A 25370-nucleotide genomic window follows, 5' to 3' on the forward strand; every position below is an offset into this window, starting at 1 on the left:
TTAAATCGATTCTCAGGCCAAGGATCGCACCGCTTGGTTGCAACGGCAATCTTTCGTTTCCAATGCATGCCCCCCGGAAGTGCACAGCGGTTCCCGGACAACGACATGCATCAAAACAGAAATTCCAACAGCACTGGAAGACCAACATGAAGCAGAAAATCGGCTTTATCGGCCTGGGCGCGATGGGCTCGGGCATGGCGGCCAACCTTCTGGCTAAAGGCTGGCCTCTGACGGTCTGGGCGCACCGAAACCAGGATGCGGCGCTGAAGCTGGTCAGCGCCGGCGCCCGCCAGGCGGCGACACTACGCGCGCTCGCTGAAGGTTGCGACATCGTTTTGATCTGCGTTACCGGTTCGCCGCAGGTCGAGGCGGTCGTGAAAGGACCGGACGGGCTTGCAGCCTCCGGCAAGCCGCTATTGATCGTCGACTGCTCGACCTCTAACCCCTCCTCGACGATAGCGCTTGCCGCCGAACTCGCCGCCAATGGCGTGACGTTGATCGACGCGCCGTTGGCGCGCACCCCCAAGGAAGCCGCCGAAGGCAAACTCGACGTCATGGTCGGCGGCGCGGCGGAAGCGGTCGCCCGCGCGCGACCAGTGCTCGAAGCCTTCGCTGCGCGAATCGTTCACACCGGCCCGACCGGCAGCGGCCACACCATGAAGCTGCTCAACAATTTCGTCTCTATGGGTTATTCGGCGATCTATTCCGAAGCGCTGACGCTGGGAGCAAAGGCCGGGCTAACGCCGCAGGTCTTCAACAGCGTCATTTCCGGCAGCCGCATGGACTGCGGCTTTTACCAGGCCTTCTTCGACTTCGTGCTCAACCGCAACGAGAACGCCCAGCGCTTCGCCATCGCCAATGCGCTGAAGGACATGACCTATCTCGCCTCCTTCGCCCAGGCCGCCGGTATTGCCAACCCGGTCGGCGCCGTGGTCCGCAACGGTTTTGCCACGGCGGTCGCTACGGGGCACGGAGAAAAATTCGTGCCGGCGCTGTCGGATATTGTTGCTGGGCTGAATGGGGTTTCGCTGGTGGAGCCGTGACGCGACTTTAGGATAGGCACAAAGTCAGGGCGAGAGTATTCTAAAATCGACCGTGCGCAAGCAACGATCTCATTCATGCAGTTGGATAAAGCTCAGCACACTATACTTCGCCTACCAACTAGGCCGATGGGTCCAGGTGAGATATGACTCACCCAGCGAATCGAGCAGGCGAATGGCATGGCAGCGAACGGGGTAAATCTTGACGCGTTAATCCCACGGGCAGACTTATCTGTCGGTGATGGCGTGGTGGCTGGCGAAACAGGGCCGACACAACTTACTTACACGCATTTCATGGAGAATGATTTCTTCGCCAAATTCCTGCGAAAGCCCGAATTCCAGCGCGAAACAGTCCACTGGTCTCCCAAGAAAATTTTCGACTTAGTGGCTGACTTCTTGGACAGGCGTCTGGTGCCCGCAGTCATCCTTTGGCGCGCTGGCCAGTTTAATTTTGTAGTCGACGGCGCCCATCGCATTTCTGCTCTTATGGCATGGATTTACGACGATTACGGAGATGGCGATCGATCGAAGGCGCTTTTCGGGCCGCGCTTACCGCCGGAACAAGAGGCGCTGGCGAGGAAAACACGCACGCTTATCGACAAAAACATCGGAAAATTCAAACTGTATCAAGCTGGGCTGACACACCCAAGCGTCGTCACCGACTCTCAAACAGCAAGGATGAGCAATCTAACTATTACCTTTTTTGTAGCTCAATGGGTGCCTGCAACTAGCGCAAAGGCAGCTGAAGATTCATTCTTTACAATTAACGATGCCGCAACCCCATTAGATAAGACCGAAAAACGAATTATTCGTTCGCGAGAATCTGCCTCTGCGATTGCATCTCGCGCAATTGCTCACGGCGGTAGCGGATATCCCTATTGGCGGAAATTCTCCGAAGTTGTCCAAAAGACTGTCGTCGACACATCGAAAGATATTTACACCGCACTATACAGACCGCCGATGCCTGAAGGGGCTGTTGACACGTTGGACGTTCCCGTTGCCGGTCGAGGCTACAGCGTTCTCCCATTTGTATTTGATCTAGTGAACCAGGTTAACGCGACAAAAGCCGCGGATTCGACCGGAGCAAAGATAAAAGATCGTTTGGAGCCAGACGCTGAAGGAGCTGATACCGCCAAGTATCTAAGACGCGTTTGGAGGACGGTGTCACGGCTAACCACTAAGGAGCCAACGTCGCTGGGTCTGCATCCGGTGGTTTACTATTACACACGCGGGGGCGCATTTTCCCCTTGGGCATTCCTTGCGTGGTCGCAGATCATTGACCGAGTCTTTGCCGAAGGAAAAGTAAACCGTTTTTGCGACGTTCGCAGCCAGATGGAGCGATTTCTAATAGATCACAAATGGGTAATGACGGAGATCATTCATAAAAACGGCAGCGGTGATCGCAGCACCCCATGGCTTGATCGGTACTGGTCCCTCGCTTTGCAACTTTTGATGGATGGGAAAACTTATGACGAGGTGATCCAGGCGATGAATGACCACAAGGATTTTGGTCTTCTTCGATTCAAGGATCCGATGATCCGCATGTCATCAGCGGATAAAAAGCCGGGCACCGGTAAATTTGCGCCGAAAACTACAACCGCGGCGATATGGGATGCAGCCCTACCCGGAGCTCCCAAGTGTCCATATTGCAGCGGATTCTGGCATCGCAATTCATTTCATGGGGATCACGTGAACCCTAAGAGGGCTGGGGGCGACAACCACCAATCCAACGAAGCGATAGCGCATCCCTACTGCGATGCGACCTACAAAGATTACAAGGCGGCTAGAGCCGCTCGGAAGTAATCTTGCCAATCACGGGAGAGCGGTATGGGTTTTTTCGTCAAAGTAATTCCGCCAAATGGTCGGGCACGAATACATTCTGGTGAGTGCAAGTTTTGCCGGGAGGGTCAAGGTATGGAAAATCAGGATAAAGGTACTGGCCCGACCTATTGGCACCCTCAATTCCCTGCGGTGGGCTTCCAGACCGTAGCCGAGGCCAGGAAATATATGGCAGCGTTGGGGCCGAGGTACGCAGATACTGGCCCATGCTCATATTGCATGCGGGAGTACACCGAGGCCTAAGGCATCACAGGCCACGAGCATCTCCGACGTTGTCGGCAATGCAGCGCATTCATGCGTATCGCTATAGGTATTCAAGCTGACGTCCCCTGCCCGCGCACAGCCTTCCGCAGCCTCGAATGCCGCGCCAGCGATGCCGGCTTCGCCGAGGCCTCACCGCCTGGCAGTCCAACGCGTGAGGCCGCCCCCGCGAGATGCCGCGTCATGGCGGCGCTCGCGCCCTTCGCGTCGCCGGCCTTGATCGCCGCCAGAATTCGTTCGTGCTCGCCCAGGGTCGTGCGCGCCATGTCGTCGGACTTCTGCTGATTACCGGCGGCAAGGATGCTCTCACGCACCCGTTCCGAGACGAAGACGAGGAACTGGCCCATATAGGGGTTCTGGGTCGCCTCGGCGACGGCGCGGTGGAAACCGAGATCGTTCTTCAGCCAGGCGACGCTGCCATAAGGCGCGGCGCGCATCCCATCGAGCGCCTGTTCCATCGCCTCGATGTCGGCGTCGGAGCGGCGGGTCGCGGCCAGCGCGGCGATCTGCACTTCCAGCATGCCGCGCAGCTCGAAAAGATTGCGAAAGGAATCCGCCCGCTGCAAGGTCTCATAGTCGATCGTCAGCACCGTGGCGTTGGTCGCGTCGGCGACGAAGGCACCCCTGCCCTGCTGCGACCAGATGCGGCCTTCGGAGCGCAGCCTTGCGATCGCCTCGCGCACCACGTTGCGGCTGACCCCGAACGTGGTCGCCAGTGCCTGTTCGGTCGGCAGCTGATCGCCGGGTTTGAGGCGTCCTTGCGCGATCTCGCGCGAGATGGAACTCGCCACGAGCGTGGAGAGGTGCGGACCGCGATTGACCTTGTCGAGCTTCAGCGTCATCGCTCACCTATAGTCGAGCGCGGATGCGGACGCCAGAATGCGGCCGTTGCTCAATATATGGCGCGGATCGAAAGCATCCTTGATGCCTGCGGCGAGATCGAGCGTCACCGGATCGATGCGGTCGAGGAAGGCCCGCTGCTTGACCCGGCCGATGCCGTGCTCGGCGCTGATCGAGCCACCATAGCGGTCGACGACGGCGAAAATCTCCGCTTCCGCCTCCTCGAACAGATGCTCGATCGCCTCCGCCCCCATGCCCTCCGGCGGCACGACGTTGAGATGGATGTTGCCGTCGCCGACATGGCCGTAGGTGACGGGCAGCGCGTCGGGTCTCGCCCGTCCAAGTTCGGTGAGCGCGTCGGCGACAAAATCGGCAAGCTTGGAGATCGGCACCGAGACATCGGTGCGCAGATAGCGGCCGCCGCGGCCCTGCCGCTCGACCATGATCTCGCGGTAAAGCCACAGGCGCTCGGCCTGCGCCCGGGTCGATGCCACAATGCCGTCTTCGACAAGATCCTCGACGCCGGCGAGAAAACTCAAAAGCATATCCTTGAGGTCGATAAGCCCACCGGACGAAACCTCGATCAGCACATAGGCGGGATAAGGCTTGCCGAGCGGATCGGGGAAATCCTTGCCCTCGCGCATGGTGATCTCGATACCGCCGCGCAGGATCAACTCGAAGGCGGTTAGCAAGTCGCTACAACCGCGCCGCGCCCGCGCATAGAGCGCCATTGCATCCTCGACGGAGCGTAGGCCGACAAGCGCCGTTTCGATCTGCGTCGGCTTGGGGAAGAGTTTCAGCGCCGCCGCGGTGACGATGCCGAGCGTGCCTTCCGAGCCGATGAAGACCTGCTTCAAATCGTAGCCGCGATTGTCCTTGCGCAGCACCTTCAGCCCGTTCCAGATCCGGCCGTCGGCCAGCACGACTTCGAGGCCAAGCACCAGGTCGCGCGTCATGCCGTAGCGCAGCACGTTGAAGCCGCCGGCATTGGTGGCGACATTACCGCCGATGCGGCAGCTGCCTTGCGCTCCGAAGGTGATCGGCAGGATGCAGTCGCTCTCCTCCGCCGCGCGCTTGGCGTCCTCGAGGATGCAGCCGGCCTCGACCACCATGGCGAAGTCGATCGGACTGATCGAGCGGATCCTGTTCATGCGCTCCAGCGAGACGACGACCTCATTGCCGTCAGCCGCTACCGCCGCGCCGACAAGGCCGGTCAGCCCGCCTTGCGGCACGACGGGGATGCGCTCGGCATGACAGTGCCGCATCAGCGCCGACATTTCTTTCACCGAGCTGGGCCGCGCCACCGCCAGCGGGCGGCCGACATGGTCGCCCGACCAGTCGCGGCTGTAGCGCGCCAGGTCTTGCGGTTCGGTCAGCAGCCCGTCATCGGACAGCACGCCGGCGAGGGCGGCGATCAGCGATGCGGAAATGGGCGGCACTGCATTCATGAATTGAACCTGGACCTTCCGGAAACGACTGGACAACCACTAATCTTGTCGTGTTATCATACAACCCTGATTGAGAACATCAAGCGATAGCATGCTTCTTCCCGAAGCCGCTTGATGTGGATGGTCAGACCGGCAAATCACTGAATTCGGAGGACTTTCCCAATGAGCGACGCCCCCGGCTTTCGCTATATGCACACCATGATCAGGGTGCTCGACCTCGACAAGTCGATCGCCTTCTACACCGAGGTGCTCGGCATGACCTTGCTGCGCCGCGAGGATTATCCCGGCGGCAAGTTCACCAACGCCTTTGTCGGCTATGGACCCGAGGACAAGGAAGCCGTCGTTGAGCTGACGCTGAACTGGGGCCGCGAGGAACCCTATGAGATCGGCACCGGCTTTGGCCATCTGGCGCTCGGCGTCAACGATATCTACGCCGTCTGCGCCGAGCTCGAGAGGCGCGGTGCCAAGATCCCGCGCAAGCCCGGACCGATGCAGCACGGCACCACTCACATCGCCTTCGTCGAGGATCCCGACGGCTACAAGATCGAGCTGATCGGCCTGGACACGATGCAGTAATTCTGCAGCGGACCGCACCGGCTCATTGCCGATGCGGTCCCACTTGGTCCGCGTCTGCTTGGGAGGCGGTGCGGATAGGTTCGTCACTTGATGACCGCGATCTTGCTGCGGTCGATGGTTATGGCGACGGCGGCGATCAGCACCGCGCCGAACACCATATTTTCCAGGAAGATGTTGACGCCGACGAAGGTCATGCCGATGCGCACGATCGAGATGATCAGCGCGCCGACCGCGGTGCGCGCCACGCCGCCCAGTCCGCCGGTGATGGCCGTGCCGCCGACGATGACGGCGGCGATGGCGGGGAGCAGCAGCTGGTTGGCGAGCACCGGCGAGCCGCTGGACAGCCTGGCCGCCAGCACGACGCCGGCGATGGCCGCCAGAATGCCCGATGCGGCAAAGGCGATGATCTTGGTGCGGTCGACATTGATGCCGGCCGCCCACGCCGCCGGTTCGCCGGCCCCAACCGCGATCGCCTGGCGGCCGAAGCGGGTGTAACGCAGCGCGAGGAAGCTGACGATGCCGATCAGGGCCGAAATCAGCACCACCATCGGCAGGCCGAAAATCGTAGCGTTGATCCACGCCGTCTTTTCACGCCCGGCTTCCTCGATGGTGATGGCGCGGCCGTTGGAAACCCAGAGCGCCAGGCCCGTGACCACGCCGCCGGTAGCCAATGTCGCCACGAAGGACGGCACGCGCAGCTTGACATGTACGATGCCGCTCAGCAGCCCGAAGGCGAGGCCAGACAGGATCGCCACCGGGAACGCTGCGAAGCCGAGCGAGGGCAGCAATTGCGCCAGCATCACACTCGCCAGCGAGGCGACCGCCTGGATCGACAGGTCGATGCCGCCGAGCAGGATGGCGAAGGTGACGCCGGTCGCCAGCATAAACAGCACGGCGGTGTTGGCAAAGAGCAGCGCCAGCGTCTCGCCGGTCAGGAAGCCGGGCGCGGCGATCTCGATGATCAGCAAAAGGGCGACAAGCAGCACCAGCGGGATGGCGCCCTGCGTCCACTTGCCCTCGAAGACCTGCTTGATGGAAAAACCTTCATTCATCGGCTTACACCATCGCTCGTAGCAACTCGACCTGATCCGGCTTGTTGCCGGGGCTGGCATCGAAGCGCGCGGTGATCTCGCCGTCGCGCATCACCAGAACCTGGTGCGACAGGCCGATCGTCTCCTCCAGCGTGTCGGAGATCAGAAGGATCGCCACGCCTTGATCCGAGAGGTCGCGCACCAGCTCGTAAACCTCTTCCTTGGCGCCGACATCAAGCCCGCGCGTCGGGTGGTCGAGCACCAGGATGCGCGAGCCCGCCGTCATCCAGCGCGCCAGCACCACCTTCTGCTGGTTGCCGCCACTGAGCTTGCGGCAGGCGGCGTCCGGTCCTGGCGCCTTGATGCTGAGCCGCTTGATCCAGTCAGCGGCAAGCCGCCGCTCCTTGCCGTAATCGATGGCCCCGTTGCGCATGACGCTCGAGAGATCCGCCAGCGAAATGTTCTCGGCGATCGACAGAAACATCACCAGGCCTTCCAGCCTGCGCTCGCGCGGCACATAGCCGATGCCCTTGCGCACTGCCGGCTCTGGCGAGCTGAAGCGAACCGTCTCGCCGGCGATCTTCATCTCGCCCGCATCATGTGGCAGGAAGCCGCCGACCGTACGGGTAACCTCCTCGCGTCCGGAGCCGACGACGCCGGCGATGCCGACGATCTCTCCGGCGCGGATCGAAAGGTCGACACCATGATAGAAGCCGCTGGCGCCCAGGCCCCTGGCCTCGACCATGATCTTATCGCCCGGCGGCTGCTGACGGGCCTCGCGATAATATTCGGCCTGCAGCCCGCGCCCGACCATGATCTCGTGCAGCTCCGGCGCGGTGACTTCCGCGGCGCGGTGTTCGGCCACGACCGCGCCGTCCTTCATCGTGTAGACGCGGTCGGAAATCGCCAGCACTTCGTCGAGGCGATGCGACACGAAGACGAAGCTGGCGCGGGATTTGAGCGAGCGCACCCGCGCGAACAGAACCTCGATATCGGCGGCGTTGAGCACCGAGGTCGGCTCGTCGAGCAAGATGAGCAGCGGACGCTCGACCATCTCCTCCAGCGTCAGCGCCTTGGCGAGCTCGACCATCTGGCGCGCGGCGAAGGTCAGTTCGGAGGTGCGCGCGGTGACGTCGATGTCGACGCCGATCTTGGCCAGTTGCCGGCGCGCCGCAGCATTCATGGCGCGCCAGTTGACAAGACCGAAGCGGGTGAAGCGGTCTTCCTCGCCGAGATAGATGTTTTCGGCGACGGTCAGGTTGAGCACCAGCGATTGTTCCTGGAACACCATGCCGATGCCGTTCCTGGCCGCGTCACGGGCGTTGCGTAGCTTGAGCTGTTCGCCGTCGAGGGTGATCGTACCGCCATCCGGCCGATAGCCGCCGGCCAGCAGGCGCATCAGCGTCGACTTGCCGGCACCGTTCTCGCCGATCAGTCCGACCACCTCGTTCGGCCGCACCTCTATGGAGACGTCGCGCAACGCCTGGACGCCGGGGAAATTCTTGATGATGCCGGTTGCCTGCAGCATGGCGCTTACTTCACGATCTTCAGGCGAACGCGGTCGAGCGACAGCGCCACCGCCGCGATGATCATCAGGCCCTGCACCGTCTGCTGGATGTAAGGCGAGATGCCGAGCAGGATCATGCCATTGGCCAAAACGGTGACGATCAGCACACCGATCAGCGTATTGACGACGCCACCCTCGCCCCCGGTCAGCGCCGTGCCGCCGACGACCACCGCGGTGACCGCGGCAAACAGCCTGCCGTCGCCGATGACGGCATGCGACTGACCGAGCTGCGCCGCGGCAAGCACACCGGCAATGCCGAAGAAGAAGCCGGCCAGCGCGAACGCCGCTATGCGCACGCGCGTGACGTTGACGCCGGAGAGCCTGGTCACGTCCTCGTCGCCGCCGATCGCCAATATGTGGCGCCCAAGCCGGGTGTAATACTGGATGACCCCTGCAAGCGCGAACGCGCCGAGCGCGACCCAGACCGCCAGCGGCAGGCCGAGGAAACGGTGCAAGGCGAGATTGCGGATCGAGGCGTCGTTCAGTCGTATGGCCGAGCCGCCCAGCATATAGACCGACAGGCCAAGTCCGATGAACCACATGCCGAGCGTCGCCATGAAGGACGGGATGCGCAGCATCGTCTGGACGAGACCGCTGATGAGGCCCATGACCGTGCCGGCGGTGATCGCCGCCAGAACTGCCCACCAACCATAATCGTTGCCGTTGCTGTCATTGGCGGCGAGCAGCACCACCACCATCGCCGCCACCGACAGCGTGCCCTCGACGGAAAGGTCGATGCTGCCCATCAGAATGATGAATGTCAGCCCCATCGCCAGTGTCAGCGGCACGGCGGCGGAGTTCGCTAGCCGCACCAGATTGCGCAGCTCGATGAAATTGGGATTGGCGATGGTGATCAGAACGCACAGCACGACCAGCACCGCCAACGGCGCGAGCCTGCGCCAGCGCCTGCCGCCGAGCATAGTGGCGATGCGGCCGGGGAGGAATGTCATAAGCGTTGTCCGCTCGATGTCCGAAACGGACTTCAGGGGTTCTGTATCGATTGTCAACAAACCGCTTCCCGTCTGCTGGTGACAGGCGTCGTGGCCGCGGGCGCAAGACGCCGGCAAAAAGGGGCGGGCCGCTGCCACGGAGAAGCCGGCCCGCCCCAAACGGGTCAGGCCCGGATCGCTCCGGTCACCCGGCCCCAGAGATCGTTCCAGTCAATCTCGGGCTTCGACTCGACATTGGTCTTGTAATATTCCTCAACATTGTCGTGCGAGATCAGCACCGCCTTGCCGTAGAATTCGCGGTGTTCCGGCGGCTCCTTGGCCGGGTCGAACTTGCCTATCTTGGCGTTGTAGCCGATAGCCAGCCCCATGCCGCCCTGCCAGAACGGATCCGAGGTGATCGTGCAGGCGAACTCGCCGGTGCGCACCGCGTCGACCGCCGTCTTGATGCCGTCGACACCGACGATCGGCACCTTGCCGGCGAGGTTTTCGGCGCGCAGCGCTTCGAGCGCACCGGAGCCCATGTCGTCATTGGCGGCCCAGATGCCCTTGATGTCGTCACCGAAACGGGTCAGCAGATTGCCCATCAGGTCGAAGGCCTCGGTGGATTTCCAGTTTGCGACCTGGAAGTCGAGCAGCTTGATGTCGGGGTTCGCGGCGAGCGCAGCATCGAGGCCCTTCTTGCGTTCAATCGCGGCCGTGGTCGAGATCAGGCCGCCGAGCGCGACGATGCCGCCCTTGCCGCCGATGGCCTTGAACAGGATCTCGGCGATGGTCTTGCCGCTGGCGATGCCGTCGAACTCGATATGCGAGACATAGTTCGGGTTGAAGTCCTTGGGGTGCAGGTCGGCAGGCTTGTTCCACTGCGTCACCACATAGGCGCCGGCCTTGGCGCAGGCTTCGACGATCGGGCGCGCGTCGGGCGTGTCGTTGGGATCGGAGTTGAGCACCATGTTGCCGTTGGTCTTGGCCAGCATCGCTTTGATATCGGCGATGCCCTTCTCGCTGTTGCCTTCCGAGACCAGCGTGACGTGCTCCAGCCCGGCCCATTTGGCATAAGCCTCGGCGCCGGTCTTCCACACCGCGTGGTAGGGATTGGACAACGAGCGGATCGACGTCACCAGCGTCGGCTTGTCGGCCGCGCGCAGCACATTCGGCATCGCCAGCGTCGCCGCCCCGGCGGCAGCGCCCAGCATCAAGGTCCGGCGGCTCAGCCTGCCGGAAAAAACAAGACCATTGCTGTCCTTCATTTCGAACCTCCCGATTAATTTGTTTCCGCCAGGCGCTTGCGCGGGGAGCGCGGCCGGTCCTCCGGTGACGGGTCGTCAAGCCTCCCTACTTGTACGATAACCCTTCAACACGGCAACCATACCCTTTCTCTTGACGCGGCACAAGCGACTTGAGATCGTCGCGCGTAAAGCGAGGCCGATTTGCCTCGGCAAGGGAGTGAGAATGGCGGACTATATCATCGTTGGCGGCGGCTCGGCCGGCTGCGTGCTTGCCGCGAGGCTGAGCGAGGATCCCAGCCTGTCGGTCGTCCTGCTCGAGGCCGGGCCGCCCGACACCGACCGATACATCCACATGCCGGTAGGCTTCTTCAAGATGACGTCCGGGCCGCTGATCTGGGGTTATGACGCCGCACCCGGCAAGGAGATCGACGGCCGCGTCATGATCTACCCGCAGGCGCGCGTGCTCGGCGGCGGCTCCTCGATCAACGCCCAGGTGTTCACGCGCGGTTGCCCGCAGGACTATGACGATTGGGCGGCAGACTTCGGCTGCACAGGATGGAGCTACGCCGATGTGCTGCCCTATTTCGTTCGTTCCGAGGGCAACGACACTTTTGCCGGTTCCCAGCACGGCATCGACGGACCGCTCGGCGTTTCCAGCGGCACGCCGCACCCGCTGACCAGGATCTTCGTCAAGGCGGCGCAGCAGGCTGGCCTGCCCTTCCGCGCCGACTTCAATGCCGGCGAGCAGGAAGGCGCCGGCTTCTATCAGACGACGACGCGCAATGGCAGGCGCTCGAGCACCGCGGTCGCCTATCTGAAACCGGCGCTCGGCCGCGGGAACCTGACGCTGCGCACCGGCGCCACGGTCAGCCGCGTCGTCGTCGAGAAGGGTCGGGCCGTCGGCGTCGAGATCATCGCCAATGGTCGCGCCGAGTTGCTGCACGCCGAGCGCGAGGTGATCGTCACCGCCGGTGCCATCGGCTCGCCGAAACTCCTGATGCTGTCCGGCATCGGCCCTGCCGCGCATCTCGAAAAGCATGGCATCAAAGCTGTGCATGATCTCGCTGGGGTCGGCCAGAATCTACACGATCACATGGACGTGGACGTCGTCGCGGAACTCAACGGGCCGCACGGCATCGACCGCTACAAAAAGAAGCGTTGGCAGGCCGTCGCCGGCCTCGAATATGCGCTCTTCGGCAAAGGACCGGTTGCCTCCAACATCGTCGAAGCCGGCGGTTTCTGGTGGGGCGACCGCTCGGAAAAGACGCCAGATATCCAATTTCATTTCCTGCCCGGGGCCGGTGTCGAGGAAGGTATCGGCTCGGTCCCCGGCGGCAATGGCTGCACGTTGAATTCCTACCATGTGCGGCCGCATTCGCGCGGCAGCGTCACGTTGCGCTCGGCGGATCTGCGCGATGCGCCGGTCATCGACCCCAATCCCTTCGCCGAACGCTACGACGTCGAACGCGCCATCGACGGCATCGAGATCAGTCGCGAGATCCTCTCTCAACCGGCCTTCGCCAAATACATCAGCCGCGAGCATTTGCCTGGAGCGGCGACAAAGGGCCGCGCGGCGCTCGAAGCCTTTGCCCGCCAGCATGGCCGCAGCGCCTACCATCCGGTCGGCACCTGCCGCATGGGCGGCGATGCCGACAGCGTCGTTGATCCGGAACTGCGCCTGCGCGGGCTGCAAGGCTTACGCGTCTGCGACAGCTCGGTGATGCCACGCATCGTATCATCGAACACCAACGCAGCGGTGATCATGATGGCCGAGAAGGCGGCGGATATGATCACCGGGAAGACACCAGCGGCATAGCTCACTCGAAGGGGAACAGCCCGGAGAGGACAGGCTCCTTTAGTTTATCCTCCTGCCGCTCTCGGCGTCGAACAGATGTACCTTATGCATCATGATCTCCAGGTTCACCTCCTGATCCGGCTTGAAGGGCGGCCGGTCCCGGATCTCCGCCATCAGGTCGACGCCATCGGCGGTCAAGGTGATTTCCTGCGCTTCACCGGTCGGCTCGACAATCTGGACTCTCGCCTGTGCGTGGTTGCCTCCGACAGCGATGTGCTGAGGACGAATCCCGTAAACCACACCTTGCTTGTCCCCCACTCCTGCCACGTGAGGCAAGGGCAGGCGTAGGCCCTGCTCCGCGATGAATGCGCCACTCTGGATGCGGCCGTTGATGAGATTCATTTCCGGCGAGCCGATAAAGCCTGCGACGAACAGATTGGCCGGGTTCTCGTAGAGTTCGGAGGGAGTGCCGATCTGTTCGATGCGGCCCCTGTTCAGCACCACGATGCGGTCGGCGAGCGTCATTGCTTCTGTCTGATCATGCGTGACGTAGATGCTGGTTCGTCCCAGCCGTTGGTGCAGCTTCTTGATCTCGGCACGCATCTTCACGCGCAGCTTGGCATCGAGATTGCTGAGCGGCTCGTCGAACAAGAAGGCCGCAGGGTCGCGGACGATGGCGCGGCCCATGGCGACACGCTGGCGCTGGCCGCCGGACAGTTGACGCGGCATACGCCCGAGCAGGTCCTGCAGACCGAGGATCTCGGCCGCGGCCTTCACTCTGGAAACGATCTCTTCCCGGGGAACCTTGGCCAGCCGCAGCGCGAAGCTCATATTGTCGGCCACGCTCATATGCGGATAGAGGGCATAGCTTTGGAACACCATGGCTATGTCGCGCGACTTGGCCGGCATCTCGTCGACGACGCGTCCGCCGATGCGGATCTCGCCAGTCGTATGCTCTTCGAGCCCCGCGATGATGCGCAGCAACGTCGACTTGCCGCAGCCCGACGGACCGACCAGGACCACGAACTCGCCGCTGGCGATCTCGATGTTGACGTCGCGCAGAACTTCCACCGCCCCGAAGCTCTTGCCGAGCTGTTCTATCTCGATTGCAGACACCTATTCTTCTCCCGTACCGGCACGGCTCATTTTCGTTGAGCCTGCCGCCATGCGCGGTATTCAGCCTCGCCCTCGGGGCTCAACGGGTAGTATTTCCGCAGGTCTCCTCCTTGCGCGAGCCGCAAGCGCGAAAACTCTTCCCACTCGATATGCGCGCCGGCGAGTTCGACCAGTTTGGGGGCAAGGCCGACCGGCACGACGACCACGCCATCGTCGTCGGCGACGATGATATCGCCCGGGATGACCAGCACGTTCGAGCAGGCGATCGGAACGTTGACGGCGAAGGGAACGATGTTGGTCTGGGCATGGAAATTCGGTGTAACGCTCCTCACCCAGATGCCGATGTCGAGCGCCGCCGCCTGGGCGGAATCGCGAATACAGCCGTCGATAACGACGCCGGCGCCGCCACGCCCGGCGAAATAGGTCAGCATCATCTCGCCGAAGATGCCGCTGCCCAGATCGCCACGGGCATCGACCACCACCATGTCGCCGGGCTGAGTGGGATAAAGCACGTGCCGGTGCAGTTGCCGCTCCGGCTCCTCGTATTCCGTCTCGTTGTAGAGATCCTCGCGCTTCGGCATGCACTGGAGCGTGAGCGCCGGGCCGGCCGCCGTGCTGCCAAGCCGCAGTGGGCGGGGCCCACGGATCTGCGGGTCGCGAATGCCCATTTTGTGGTAAAGCTCGCTGGCCAGTGTCGCCGAACCGATCGCCGCCAGCGCGTCGACCAGTTCTCGTGACGGCCGGGAAATGTCCGGTATCGCCGGTATCTGGTCAGCTTCCATTTCGTTTCCTCCAATGTGCGGTGAGTTCTAACCTCATCGATCGCACTCAGTTGCGTTCAACGCCCAGCAAAGCCGTCGAGCGCGTTGTGGCCCATGTCCGCTACTCAGCCGCGAACCGCGCCGGTCGTGAGCCCCTTGACCAGCAGCCCCTGGGCAAACCAGACGAACACCAAAGTCGGGATGACCATGAGCACGCCGGCAGCCGACATGGCGCCCCAGTCGATGCCGAACTGCGAGACGAAATTGGTGAGACCGACCGGCAGCGTCTGCGCGGCCTTGCTCGAGGTCAGCGTTAGCGCGAGCAGCAGGTCGTTCCAGGTGAAGAGGAAGGTGATGACAGCGCTGGCGCCGATGCCCGGCACAATCAGAGGCGCGACGATCTGGACCAGCGTGCGCACGGTGCCGGCGCCATCCGACTGGGCAGCCTCCTCGATCTCTTTCGGCACATCCTGGATGAAGCCCAGAAGCAGCCAAATGGCAACCGGCAGCTTGGCGGCCGTATGGCTGAGGATCAGCGCCCAGACAGTGTCGAGCAGGCCCATGGCGGCGAACACGGCGAAGAGCGGGATAGCAAGCGCGATGACCGGGATCATGCGCATGATCAAAAGCAGCCCGAAGATCAGCATGGCGCCCGGCATCCTGAAGCGCGACAGCGCATAGGCGCAGGGGATGGCCAGCAGATGGACAAGAATGACCGTCGCCACCGAGACAATGACGGTGTTCCAGACATAGCCCATCGTGTCGTACTGGGCGAAAACGGAGACGTACTGCGTCAGCGTCGCTGTCTCGGGGATGATGTGCACCGGAACCGAGAAGATATCGGCCGAGCTTCGGATCGAGGTCAGGAACACTGCGCTGCTCGGCAAAAAGAGACCGTCAGGAGGAGGCCATGGGCAAGCGGATCGTTTTCACCGGCGGCAGCGGCAAGATCGGCCGCCACGTCATACCTTACCTTCTAAAGCGCGGGCATCAGGTTCTCAACCTCGACCTGACGCCGTTGGACATGCCCGGGGTCGATACTGTTATTACCAACCTTGCGGATGCCGGCGAAGCCTACAATGCACTGACGCTGCATTTCGGGTTCAGCGAGTATTTCGGCGGCAAGGGCCGCCGCCCGGTCGACGCCGTCGTCCATTTCGCGGCGCGGCCGCGGATATTCCTGCGGCCGGACAACGCCATGTTCGCCGCCAATGTGCAGTCGACCTACAATGTGATCGAGGCCGCCACCAAGCTCGGCATCCGCAAGATCATCACGGCTTCCAGCGAAACGGTCTATGGCGTCTGCTTTGCCGAAGGCGAACGCGATTTCAAGTCGTTTCCGATGGATGAGGACTACGACGCCGATCCGACCGACAGCTACGGCCTTTCCAAACTGCTCGGCGAGAAGATCGCGCGGTCTTTCGCCTCTCGCACCGGAGCCGACATTTATGCCCTGCGGATCGGTGGCGTCGTCGAGCCGAAGGACTATGCCCGCTTTCCGGAATTCCTGGCCGATCCCTCGAAGCGGCGGCGCGACGCCTGGACCTATATGGACGTGCGCGATCTCGGCCAGATCGTCGACCTGTGCGTCGAGAGGGACGGCTTGGGATTCCAGATATTCAACGCCGTCAACGACACCATCGTGTCTGAATTGCCGACGGCGGAGTTTCTCAGGAAGCATGTGCCCAACATACCGGTCACCCGCGCCATGGACGCATTTGAGGGACCGATCTCCAACCGGAAGCTGCGCGACGTCCTTGGGTTCCGGCAAGAGTATGACTGGCGGACACAGTGACCCGATCGTGCCCCACGGGCAGCGGCGACCGGCTTGATAGAGCCACTATATCCGGCCGATCTCTGACCAGCTCGTTCCAGGCGTCAGGCCGGTGACAAGCCACCCAGGCCGAATGCCGCGCCGTATCACAATCGGCAGAGCGTCAACATGATTTCTCTTCCGAGCTTACTCGCGATGAAGGTACCTCTCACCTCGGGCAAGGTCCGTCCGCGCAGTCAGTTCTTGTCGAGATCGAGAGATTTACAGCGACTAACCTGTAGGGACGTTTCCACCCCCGGAAGTCAAAGGATAAGCTGCGGTCGGCGAGTGGTGAATCGGCTTCTTTTGGCGAACCACTTCGTAGCCATTGATTTATACCGACTATGTTAGTCGCTGAGGGTGTGAGGCTTCGAAAGAAAATCAATGGCCTAGCGGCTGGTTAGCCGACCTATATCCTTCGTATTCTGGCGAACTAGGGAGCGGCTTCTTTCCCACAAAAATGGTCGAAGGGCGCATGTATGGACCATGACGGTATGAGCGCGGCTGGTTTGGGCCGCAAGCGGGCCGGCAGCTTAGGGCAGCGGAACCTTCAAGAACGGACATTATTCTCGCATTGTGATCTGGTTCAGAACCGATATCCGGCCGCAAGAGCATTGAATCGATCCGGTTCAGCGATTTCGCTGCTCCTGACCGATGTCAGCTACGCTGCTGGACCCAGATGTTGGAAGAACTGCAGGAACAATTCACGCTCGGTGGTGATGTCGAGCTTTTCATAGATGCGGCGGCGGTGGTTCTTCACCGTGCCGACGGTGATGCCGAGCCGCTCGGCAATGTTGGCGGTGGGATGGCCGGCGAGGATGAGCTGCACCAGTTCGCGCTCGCGCGATGAAAGCTCGGGCCAGAGGCTTTCCGGAATTCTGGGCTTCTGCTGCGGCGAGGCGCCGGGACCACTGGGCGCCGAGGTGCGGGAGAAGTCTGAGCCGCGTGCTTTGATGTCCAGCGCATGCAGCGCATCGAACACCGGCAATCGCTCGGTGAGCAGCGCGATCTCGCTGTCCTTGAACGACACCGTCGAGCGGTCGAGGAAGATGCCGAGGCACCAGTCGCCGCCATCGGCCAGCATGATGCCGACCTCGTCGCAGATTTCCGACTGCGCCAGGAAACCGGCTATGTACTGCCCGCGTTTGGCCTCCTCGTTGGCCAGACCTTTCAGCGGCATGATGCCTAGCCGGCGCTGGCTGCGCCACGAGGCATAGAACGGATCGAAGACGTAGTAATTGTCGAGATAGCGCCGCACCATCTCGTCGGAGAAGCGCCGGTGCTTGACGAATTCCGGCGTCTTGGTCGCCGAGTAGCGCGTCACCGTCACCAGGTCATGCGCGATGTCGGCGCCGATCAGGTCGATCAGGCAGTCGACATGCCGGTCGGTGCCGGTGGCGGCGATCGCCTTGGCCAGCGGCGCCCAGATGTTGCCCATGCGCATGCCCTTTTCTCGGCGAACCCGGCCCAAGCGTCATTGTGTCTTTAGGCATATGGCGCGATCCGGCTTTGGGAATCTAGCCTGCGGTCACTCTCGGCAAGGGAAAGCGATCCGTGGACCAGATTACCACCAACCCAATCGTCATCGGCATCGACGCTGGCGGCACCATGACCGACACGATCCTTGTCGATCAGGACGGGCACTTCAAGATCGGCAAGTCGGCGACCACTCCGAAGAACGAGGCCGAGGGCTTCCTCGCCTCCGCCGAGGATGCGGCCGATGCCTGGGGCATCTCGCTGCAGGACCTGTTCTCAGGCGTCAATGTCGTGCTCTATTCCGGCACCGGTATGCTCAACACGCTGTTGTCGCGCACCGGCCGCAAGCTCGGGCTGATCACCACCAAGGGCCTCGAGGACATGATCCTCATGGGCCGCGGCCTGCAGGCCTGGGCCGACTATTCCTATGCCGACCGCCTGCATGCGGTCACCCATCACCATCCCGATCCGCTGGTGCCGCGCCGCCGCACCCATGGCGTCACCGAGCGCATCGACCAGTTCGGCGACGTCATCCTGCCGCTCTACGAGCACGAGGTGCATGCGGCCGCCAAGAAGCTGATTGCCGACAAGGTCGAGGCGATCTGCATCATGACCATCTTCTCTCACGTCAATCCGGCGCATGAGAAACGCATTGCCGAGATCTGCCGCGAGGAGATCGCCACCGCCGGCGCCGACATCCTCCTCTACACCAGCCATGAGGTGCGTCCGGTCATCCGCGAGCAGTCGCGGCTGAACTCGGTGCTGATCGAGGCCTACGCCACTTCGCGCGGCCGCAAGCAGCTCAAGGGCATCGAGGACGTCTCCAAGAAATACGGCTTCAAATATGGCGTGCAGACGCTGCTCTCCTTCGGTGGCCTGACCTCGATCGACCATCCGCGCCTGCACGAGACGATGATCTCCGGGCCGATCGGCGGCATTCTCGGCGCGGCCTATGTCGGCAAGCTGATTGGCAACGACTCGCTGATCTGCTCGGATATGGGCGGCACGTCCTTCGACATGGGCGTCATCACGCGCGGCCAGACGCGGATCGAGAACGAGCCGCTGATGGACCGCTTCAAGCTCAACGTGCCGACGCTGCATCTCGACACGATCGGCGCTGGCGCCGGCATGATCCTGAAGGTCGACCCGCTGACCCGAAAAGTCTCGCTCGGACCGGAAAGCGCCGGTTCCGATCCCGGCCCGATCTGCTTCGCCAAGGGCGGCACCGAACCAACCATCGCCGATTGCGATGCTATCCTCGGCCGCTTGAACCCGCATTACTTCCTCGGCGGCAAGGTCGTGCTGCAGGTCGAGAAGGCGCGCAAAGCCTTCGAGGAGAAATGCGCCCGCGTGCTCGGCGTCGGTGTCGAGGAAGCTGCCGAAGGCATGATCGACATGCTGGAGGCCGACGCTAACAATGCGCTCCGCCGCGTCATCTCCGGCCAGGGCATTCACCCCTCGGAATTCACGCTTCTGTCCTATGGCGGCTCGGGGCCATTGCATCTCGCCGGCTGCTCCAGGGGCATCGGCTTCAAGGACATCATCACCTTCCAGTTCGCCGCAGCCTTCTCGGCCTTCGGCTGCACCACGGCCGATTTCATGCGCCGCCATTCGGTGTCGACGCAGATCGACATCGGCGCCCGCGCCAGCGATGACGAATTGCAGGCCTTTGGCAAGAAGGTGACCAATGTCTGGGACGATCTCACCAAGGCTGCGGTCGACGAAATGATCGCCGACGGCCACAGCCACGACAAGATCAAGACCGTGCCGTTCCTGATGATGCGCTACACCGGCCAGCTCGAGGACGTCGAGGTCATGGCGCCGCTGTCGGCGGTTCGCTCGGCCGACGACATGCGCAAGGTCATCGCCGAGTTCGAGGCGGTCTATGCCAAGGTCAACCACCGCGTCTCGCGCTATGGCGAGGCCGGCTTCTCGATCACCGAGCTCGGGCTGATCGCCACCGCCGACAAGGTCAAGCCGATGCTGGTCAAGCGGCCGCTCGGCAAATCCGATCCGGCGTCCGCCCACAAGGGCGTGCGCGAGGCCTATATCGGGGGCCGCTGGCACAAGGCGAATCTCTACGAGATGGACTTGCTGCAACCCGGCCACGAGGTTGTCGGCCCCGCCATCATCGAACATCCGGCGACGACGCTCGTCGTCCATCCGCAGGATCGCGTCCATGTCGATGAATGGACGCTGCTGCACTACACCCACGCTTGAGAAGGGCGAACGCCATGCTGGACAAACCCGCCTCTGCGCTGCGCATCCGCGAAAGGCTGCTCGAATCCGAACGGCTGATGGACGAGACCGGCTGCTATGACGGCATCACCGAGCTCAAGCTGCGCAACCAGGACCCGCTGAAGTTCGAGACGCTGCACACCAAGCTGCGCGCCTATTGCGTCTCGGCTCGCGAAATGGCGCGGCGTATCTCCGCCTCGCCCGGCGTGCGCGAGGTCGGCGAGATGGTCGTCGCCATCTACACGCCGGAAGGCGACGCGATCGCGCTCTCCAACGGCATCATGGTGCATGTGCACACGATGAGCCGGTTCATCAAATGGATGATCCGCAACGGCTACGAGGAAAACCCGCAGATCCGTGATGGCGACATCTTCGCCAACAATGATGCCTTCATCGGCACCGTCCAGGTGCCGGACGTGATGGACGTCGTGCCGATCTTCCACTCCGGCAAGCTGGTCGGCTGGGCGGGCGCGGTCTGCCACGAACTCGAAGCCGGCGGCATCACGCCGGGCGGCGACGTTGCGCTGGCGCAGGAACGTTTCACCGAGGGCCTCTTCGTCTGCGCCGAGAAGGTCGGCGAGAATGACGAGCTTCGGCGCGACTACGTCATCCGCTGCGAGCGCAATCTCCGCATGCCGATCTACTGGGTACTGGACGAGAAGGCCAAGGTGGCGTCGTGCATCGACATGCGCGAAAGCGTCAAGGCGCTGATCGACGAGATCGGCCTCGACTACTGGATGCAGGTGTCGAAGGAATTCATCGAGGAGGGCCGCCGCGCCCAGCTCGCCCGCACGCGCCAGCTTACCGTGCCCGGCATCTACCGCGGCCACACCTTTTACGGCCATGTCACCGCCGGCAAGCCGGGCTACCAGCCGCTCGGCGATCCCGACTGGCTCTACAACATGCCGATCGAGATGGAGATCACCACCGACGGCAAGATCGTCATGGACTTCGAGGGCACGCAGCCCTGGGGCTACCATTCGATGAACTGTACGCCGGCCGGCATGGATGGCGGCATGTTCGTGACGCTGACGCAGCACATGAATTTCGAAGGTCTCGTCAATGACGGCGCCTGGATGGCGACCGAACTGAAGCTGCCCAAGGGCACCTGGACCAATCCCGACAACGAGATGGTGGCGACGGCGACTTCCTGGGCGTTGCTTTTGCCCGCCTATGGCGTCTTCCAGCGGCTCCTGTCGCGCTCCTTCATCGCCCGCGGCTTCGTCGAGGAGGCATTTGTCGGCCAGGTCAACAGCCCGATGATCGAGATGGGGGGCACCAGCCAATACGGCACGCCCTTCGGCATGGCGCATTTCGAATGCGCCGCCGCCGGGTCCGGCGCGCTCGCGATCAAGGACGGCTTGGACACCGCCTATGTCGGCTGGAACCCGGAATCCGACATGGGCAACATCGAGATATGGGAACAGAACATGCCGATGCTCTATATCGGCCGCTCCATCGTCCCCAACTCCGGCGGCGCCGGCAAATATCGCGGCGGCTGCTCCTTCCTGTCGACCTGGCTGGTGAGCAAGACCGATCATCTCAGGCTGGTCACGTCCGAACATTCCTCGCGCGTCTTCGACAATGGCGGGCTTTGCGGCGGCTATCCGGCGCCGACCTGCCAGAAGCACCGCGCAGTGCGCGAGAGCAACATCTTCGAGCTGGCCGAAAATGGCGCGCCGCTGGCCCACCACACCGGCACCAACCCGTACCGCTCGGAGCTGGAAATGCGGCTGGAAGGCGAGCATGTGACGCTCGAAGGGCCATACATCACAGCACCCCACAAAACCGGCGACGTCTTCACCCATTCCTACAATGGCGGCGGCGGTTACGGCGATGTGCTCGAGCGCGATCCGGTCAAGACCGCCTGGGATGTCGAGAACGGCTTCCTCACCAAGGAGGCTGCCGAAGGCATCTTCGGCATCGTGCTCGATGAGGACGAGGAAGGCTTCCCGATCGCCAATCTGGAGGCCACCAACCGCCATCGTGCCGAGATGCGGGCGCGACGTTTGGCTCGTGCAAAGCCGGTTTCGGAGTGGATCGCCAAGGAGCGCGAGCGGGTGAAGGCGGCCGATTTCGCGCCCGAGGTGAGGAAGATGTATGTCAGCGCGATCAGGCTTTCGCCGCGCTTCACCAAGGATTTTTCGACCTTCTGGGATGTCGACGCCAAATCGACCTTCGGCGTGGAGTAAGGGACCATGACCTCATACAGCAAGGAAGTCATCGCCGACCTGGTTGCCGGCACGCTGCCCTGGCCGCAGACGCGCCGCATCATGAGCGCCTACAAGGACGACGACCGCTTCTTCAAATATGTCTCGGTGCTGCAGGACCGCGTCGGCTGGAGCGATCCGATCCTGCTTCCGGTCGGCGATCATCTCTTCATCTGCCAAAGCGGTGACGAGCGGGTGACGAAATGCGAATGCGGCCATTCCTTCGGCGACTATCGCAAGAACTGGAAGCTGAAGGCGGCGATCATCGTGCGCGACAGCGAGGAGACGCTGCGCGAGATCTACCCCAACAGCGATCTGCCGGATCCGGACTGGATGGAGATCCGCGAATTCATCTGCCCTGAATGTGGCACGCTGCATGAGGTCGAGGCGGCGGCGCCCGGCTACCCGATCGTGCATGATTTCGAGCCCGATCTCGAAGGATTCTATCGCGATTGGCTTGGCAAGCCGCTGGAGCCGTCGAACAAAGGAGGCTGATGCCGCAAATGGGCCGCGTCGCAGGTAAGGTGGCGCTCGTTACCGGGGCCGGTCTCGGCCTCGGACGGGCGTCGTCGCTTTTGCTGGCGTCGGAAGGCGCCAGGCTCGTCGTCAGCGACATCGACGAGGGCCTCGCGACCCACACGGCGGCCGAGATCGTCAGGGGCGGCGGCGAAGCGCTGGCTCTGCGCCATGACGTCTCGAAGCCCGAGGATTGGTCTGCCGCCATGGCGGCGATCGAGCAGCGCTTCGGCCGGCTCGACGTGCTGGTCAACAATGCCGGCATCGCCATCGCTCGGAACATCGAGGATACCTCTTTAGCCGAATGGCGGCGCACCATGGCGATCAACCTCGACGGCGTCTTCCTCGGCTGCCAGGAAGGCATCAAGCTGATGAAGAAATCCGGCGGCGGATCGATCATCAATCTCTCTTCCATCGACGGCGTCATCGGCGAGGCGGATCTTGCCGCCTACTGCGCCTCCAAGGGCGGCGTGCGCACCTTGACCAAGGCGGTGGCCGTACACTGCGCCGAGCAGCGCTACGGCATCCGCTGCAATTCGATCCACCCCGGCTATATCTGGACGCCGCAGACCGAGAATTATCTGCGCGATCTGGGCACGCTCGAGCAGGAGAAGGCCAAGGCGCTGTCGCGCCATCCGATCGGTTTCCTCGGCGAACCCAACGACATCGCCTACATGGTCCTCTACCTCGCCTCGGACGAATCGAAATTCGTCACCGGCTCCGAAATGGTCGTCGACGGAGGCTATCTTGCAGTGTGAACACGGAGCACGTTCGCGATGACCAACCTCACCGGCCGCAGCGCCATCGTCACCGGCGGCTTTTCCGGCATGGGTTTTGCCATCGCCACGGCGCTCGCCAAGGCCGGCGCCAATGTCGCCGTCGGCTCCTATGTGGCGCCGCCGCAGGCGGACCGGGCGGCGGATGCCGCCTACTATCCCGGCGCCGACGAGATCGAGCGCGTCAAGTCAGCGCTGGCTGCCCACGGCACCGAGGTGCACGCCGCCCATCTCGACGTGCGCGACAGCGCGCTCACCAATCTCTTCTTTGCCGAAGCCCAGGCGGCAGTCGGCCCGGCAGACATCCTGGTCAACGCCGCCGGCACCACGGCCGAGCAACCGGTCTGCGGCCATTCCGACGAGCTCTGGGACAAGATCGTCGACACCAATCTCACCGGGGCGTTCCGTACGACCCGCGCGGTCCTGCCCGGCATGATCGAACGCGGCTGGGGCCGCATCGTCAACATCGGCTCGACCGCGGCTTCCGTCGGCTGGAAGGACAATCCTGCTTACTGCGCATCCAAGGCCGGCCTGCTCGGGCTGACGCGTTGCGTGGCGCTCGAAGGCGCGGCACACGGCGTCACCTGCGTCATGATCAGTCCGACCTGGGTCGAGACCGAGCTGATGCGCCGCAACGTGGCGCAGGTCGTCGAGCGCGAAGGCAAGGGCCGCAGCGCAGAGGAACTGATGGACGAGTTCAGGAAAGGCAATCCCCAGGGGCGCATGATGCAGCCGGAGGAAATCGCGGCGCTCGTCGTCTTCCTTTGCTCGGACCTCGCCAGGGGGATCACCATGGAAAACATCCAGATCACCGGCGGCGCCTTGTGGTAGCGTCGGTGGGGGGTGATGGATTCCGGTCTCGTGGGAGGAGACCGGCATAGACGGAAGGACCATCAACAGACAGGGGAACTGACATGAAAATAAGAAATGCCTTGCAAGGGGCCGGTCTTGGCCTCGCGCTGATGCTTGCCGCAACGACGGCCGGGCAAAGCGCCGATCTTGGCGCGAAGGACGAGCCGATCAAGCTCGCCATGCTGGAATGGACGGGCGCGCACGTCTCCACGCACATCGCAGGCCAGCTTCTGGAGAAGCTCGGCTATAAGATCGAATACGTCACCGCCGGCAATTTCCCGCAATTTTCGGGCCTCGCCGACGGCTCGCTCAGCGCATCGGTCGAGATCTGGTTGAACAATGTCGGCGACATCTATCCGAAGGTGCTGGCCGCCAAGCAGATCGAGGACATCGGCAAGCTCGATCTGAAGACGCAGGAAGGCTGGATCTATCCGAAATTCATGGAAAAGGTCTGCCCTGGCCTGCCGGACTGGACCGCCCTCAACAAGCCCGAATGCGTGCAGGCATTGGCGACACCCGAAACCGCGCCCAACGGCCGCTTCCTCGACTATCCGGCCGATTGGGGCTCGCGCGCGGCCACCATCCTTGCCGACAACAACATGCCCTACACCGCTGTGCCGTCGGGCTCCGAAGGCGCGCTGGTGGCCGAGTTGGAAGCCGCCGAAGCCGCCAAGACGCCGCTCATCATGATGTTCTGGGGTCCGCACTACGCGCTGGCCGAGAACGACGTCGGTTGGGTGACGATGCCGCCCTGCAAGGAGCAGACCAACGAGCACTGCATCACGCCCCCCGACGTCGACAAGATCGTCTGGTCGGGCTTTGGCGCCAAATGGCCCGCGGCTTACGCCTTCCTCAAGGCCTTCAAGATGGATGCGACCGAGCAGCAGAAGATGATGCTGGCCGTCGACAAGCAAGGCAAGGATCTCGACGCCGTCGTCAAGGAATGGATCGACAAGAACGAGACGGTGTGGAAACCTTGGCTCGACGCCGCCAAGGGATAATTCGCCGATGTGCCTGGCAAAGGCTGAGGGCACCATAG

The 25370-nt window shown here is 62.7% G+C and carries 21 protein-coding genes; 11 read left to right on the top strand and 10 right to left on the bottom strand.

The window, feature by feature from the left end; genetic code table 11:
- Positions 1-62 precede the first annotated feature (62 nt).
- The gene (locus tag LB526_RS01065) at positions 63-1043 is read left to right on the top strand and encodes an NAD(P)-dependent oxidoreductase (protein ID WP_224625739.1); all 981 of its coding nucleotides are present in this window, start codon (positions 63-65) and stop codon (positions 1041-1043) included.
- Positions 1044-1220: 177 nt separating this feature from the next.
- Positions 1221-2843, top strand: a complete 1623-nt coding sequence (locus LB526_RS01070; RefSeq protein WP_224625740.1) for an HNH endonuclease signature motif containing protein — start codon at positions 1221-1223, stop codon at positions 2841-2843.
- A gap of 350 nt (positions 2844-3193) precedes the next feature.
- Here the strand turns inward: LB526_RS01070 and LB526_RS01075 are convergent, their stop codons facing one another.
- Both LB526_RS01075 and LB526_RS01080 read right to left on the bottom strand, forming a co-directional pair.
- A complete protein-coding gene (locus LB526_RS01075) occupies positions 3194-3982 on the bottom strand; it encodes a FadR/GntR family transcriptional regulator (protein ID WP_224625741.1) in 789 nt (262 codons plus the stop codon).
- Between the two features lie 3 nt (positions 3983-3985).
- Positions 3986-5428: an FAD-binding oxidoreductase gene (locus tag LB526_RS01080; RefSeq protein WP_224625742.1), complete on the bottom strand. Its 1443-nt coding sequence runs from the start codon at positions 5426-5428 to the stop codon at positions 3986-3988.
- Positions 5429-5590: 162 nt separating this feature from the next.
- Between LB526_RS01080 and gloA the strand changes: the two genes are divergently transcribed.
- Positions 5591-6004 carry a lactoylglutathione lyase gene (gloA, locus tag LB526_RS01085; RefSeq protein WP_224523124.1) on the top strand — a complete coding sequence of 138 codons (414 nt, stop codon included), beginning with the start codon at positions 5591-5593 and terminating at the stop codon, positions 6002-6004.
- 83 nt (positions 6005-6087) lie between these two features.
- Here the strand turns inward: gloA and LB526_RS01090 are convergent, their stop codons facing one another.
- From LB526_RS01090 to LB526_RS01105, 4 genes are all read right to left on the bottom strand, one after another.
- Positions 6088-7056 (bottom strand): ABC transporter permease, encoded by a 969-nt coding sequence (locus tag LB526_RS01090; RefSeq protein ID WP_095768593.1) that lies wholly within the window; start codon positions 7054-7056, stop codon positions 6088-6090.
- Between the two features lie 4 nt (positions 7057-7060).
- Positions 7061-8563, bottom strand: a complete 1503-nt coding sequence (locus LB526_RS01095; RefSeq protein ID WP_095768592.1) for a sugar ABC transporter ATP-binding protein — start codon at positions 8561-8563, stop codon at positions 7061-7063.
- Positions 8564-8568: 5 nt separating this feature from the next.
- On the bottom strand, positions 8569-9552 hold the full coding sequence (locus LB526_RS01100; RefSeq protein WP_224625743.1) for an ABC transporter permease: 984 nt from the start codon (positions 9550-9552) through the stop codon (positions 8569-8571).
- Between the two features lie 164 nt (positions 9553-9716).
- On the bottom strand, positions 9717-10799 hold the full coding sequence (locus tag LB526_RS01105) for a sugar ABC transporter substrate-binding protein (protein ID WP_224542977.1): 1083 nt from the start codon (positions 10797-10799) through the stop codon (positions 9717-9719).
- Between the two features lie 202 nt (positions 10800-11001).
- Between LB526_RS01105 and LB526_RS01110 the strand changes: the two genes are divergently transcribed.
- Positions 11002-12594 carry a GMC family oxidoreductase gene (locus LB526_RS01110; protein WP_224625744.1) on the top strand — a complete coding sequence of 531 codons (1593 nt, stop codon included), beginning with the start codon at positions 11002-11004 and terminating at the stop codon, positions 12592-12594.
- Between the two features lie 39 nt (positions 12595-12633).
- Here the strand turns inward: LB526_RS01110 and LB526_RS01115 are convergent, their stop codons facing one another.
- The 3 genes from LB526_RS01115 to LB526_RS01125 all read right to left on the bottom strand — a co-directional run bounded on the left by LB526_RS01115 (position 12634) and on the right by LB526_RS01125 (position 15322).
- On the bottom strand, positions 12634-13689 hold the full coding sequence (locus LB526_RS01115) for an ABC transporter ATP-binding protein (RefSeq protein WP_224625745.1): 1056 nt from the start codon (positions 13687-13689) through the stop codon (positions 12634-12636).
- 26 nt (positions 13690-13715) lie between these two features.
- The gene (locus LB526_RS01120; protein ID WP_224625924.1) at positions 13716-14456 is read right to left on the bottom strand and encodes a ribonuclease activity regulator RraA; all 741 of its coding nucleotides are present in this window, start codon (positions 14454-14456) and stop codon (positions 13716-13718) included.
- Positions 14457-14575: 119 nt separating this feature from the next.
- Entirely contained in the window at positions 14576-15322 is a 747-nt protein-coding gene (locus LB526_RS01125) for a carbohydrate ABC transporter permease (protein ID WP_224625746.1), read from the bottom strand.
- A gap of 38 nt (positions 15323-15360) precedes the next feature.
- On the opposite strand from LB526_RS01125, the gene LB526_RS01130 reads away from it, so the two are divergent.
- A complete protein-coding gene (locus tag LB526_RS01130; RefSeq protein ID WP_224625747.1) occupies positions 15361-16245 on the top strand; it encodes an NAD-dependent epimerase/dehydratase family protein in 885 nt (294 codons plus the stop codon).
- Positions 16246-16924: 679 nt separating this feature from the next.
- Here the strand turns inward: LB526_RS01130 and LB526_RS01135 are convergent.
- Positions 16925-17707: a helix-turn-helix domain-containing protein gene (locus tag LB526_RS01135; RefSeq protein WP_224625748.1), complete on the bottom strand. Its 783-nt coding sequence runs from the start codon at positions 17705-17707 to the stop codon at positions 16925-16927.
- 110 nt (positions 17708-17817) lie between these two features.
- On the opposite strand from LB526_RS01135, the gene LB526_RS01140 reads away from it, so the two are divergent.
- From LB526_RS01140 to LB526_RS01165, 6 genes are all read left to right on the top strand, one after another.
- Complete coding sequence (locus tag LB526_RS01140) at positions 17818-19959, top strand: hydantoinase/oxoprolinase family protein (protein WP_224625749.1); 2142 nt, start codon at positions 17818-17820, stop codon at positions 19957-19959.
- 14 nt (positions 19960-19973) lie between these two features.
- Positions 19974-22169: a hydantoinase B/oxoprolinase family protein gene (locus LB526_RS01145; protein ID WP_224625751.1), complete on the top strand. Its 2196-nt coding sequence runs from the start codon at positions 19974-19976 to the stop codon at positions 22167-22169.
- 6 nt (positions 22170-22175) lie between these two features.
- Positions 22176-22682 carry an acetone carboxylase subunit gamma gene (locus LB526_RS01150; RefSeq protein WP_095768577.1) on the top strand — a complete coding sequence of 169 codons (507 nt, stop codon included), beginning with the start codon at positions 22176-22178 and terminating at the stop codon, positions 22680-22682.
- Between the two features lie 8 nt (positions 22683-22690).
- Positions 22691-23461, top strand: a complete 771-nt coding sequence (locus LB526_RS01155) for a glucose 1-dehydrogenase (protein WP_095768686.1) — start codon at positions 22691-22693, stop codon at positions 23459-23461.
- Positions 23462-23479: 18 nt separating this feature from the next.
- Complete coding sequence (locus LB526_RS01160; RefSeq protein ID WP_224625753.1) at positions 23480-24310, top strand: SDR family NAD(P)-dependent oxidoreductase; 831 nt, start codon at positions 23480-23482, stop codon at positions 24308-24310.
- An 83-nt stretch (positions 24311-24393) separates the two neighbouring features.
- Positions 24394-25332 (top strand): ABC transporter substrate-binding protein, encoded by a 939-nt coding sequence (locus tag LB526_RS01165; protein ID WP_224625754.1) that lies wholly within the window; start codon positions 24394-24396, stop codon positions 25330-25332.
- Positions 25333-25370 lie beyond the last annotated feature (38 nt).

This window comes from Mesorhizobium sp. CA6, from assembly GCF_020165035.1.
GTDB lineage: Bacteria > Pseudomonadota > Alphaproteobacteria > Rhizobiales > Rhizobiaceae > Mesorhizobium.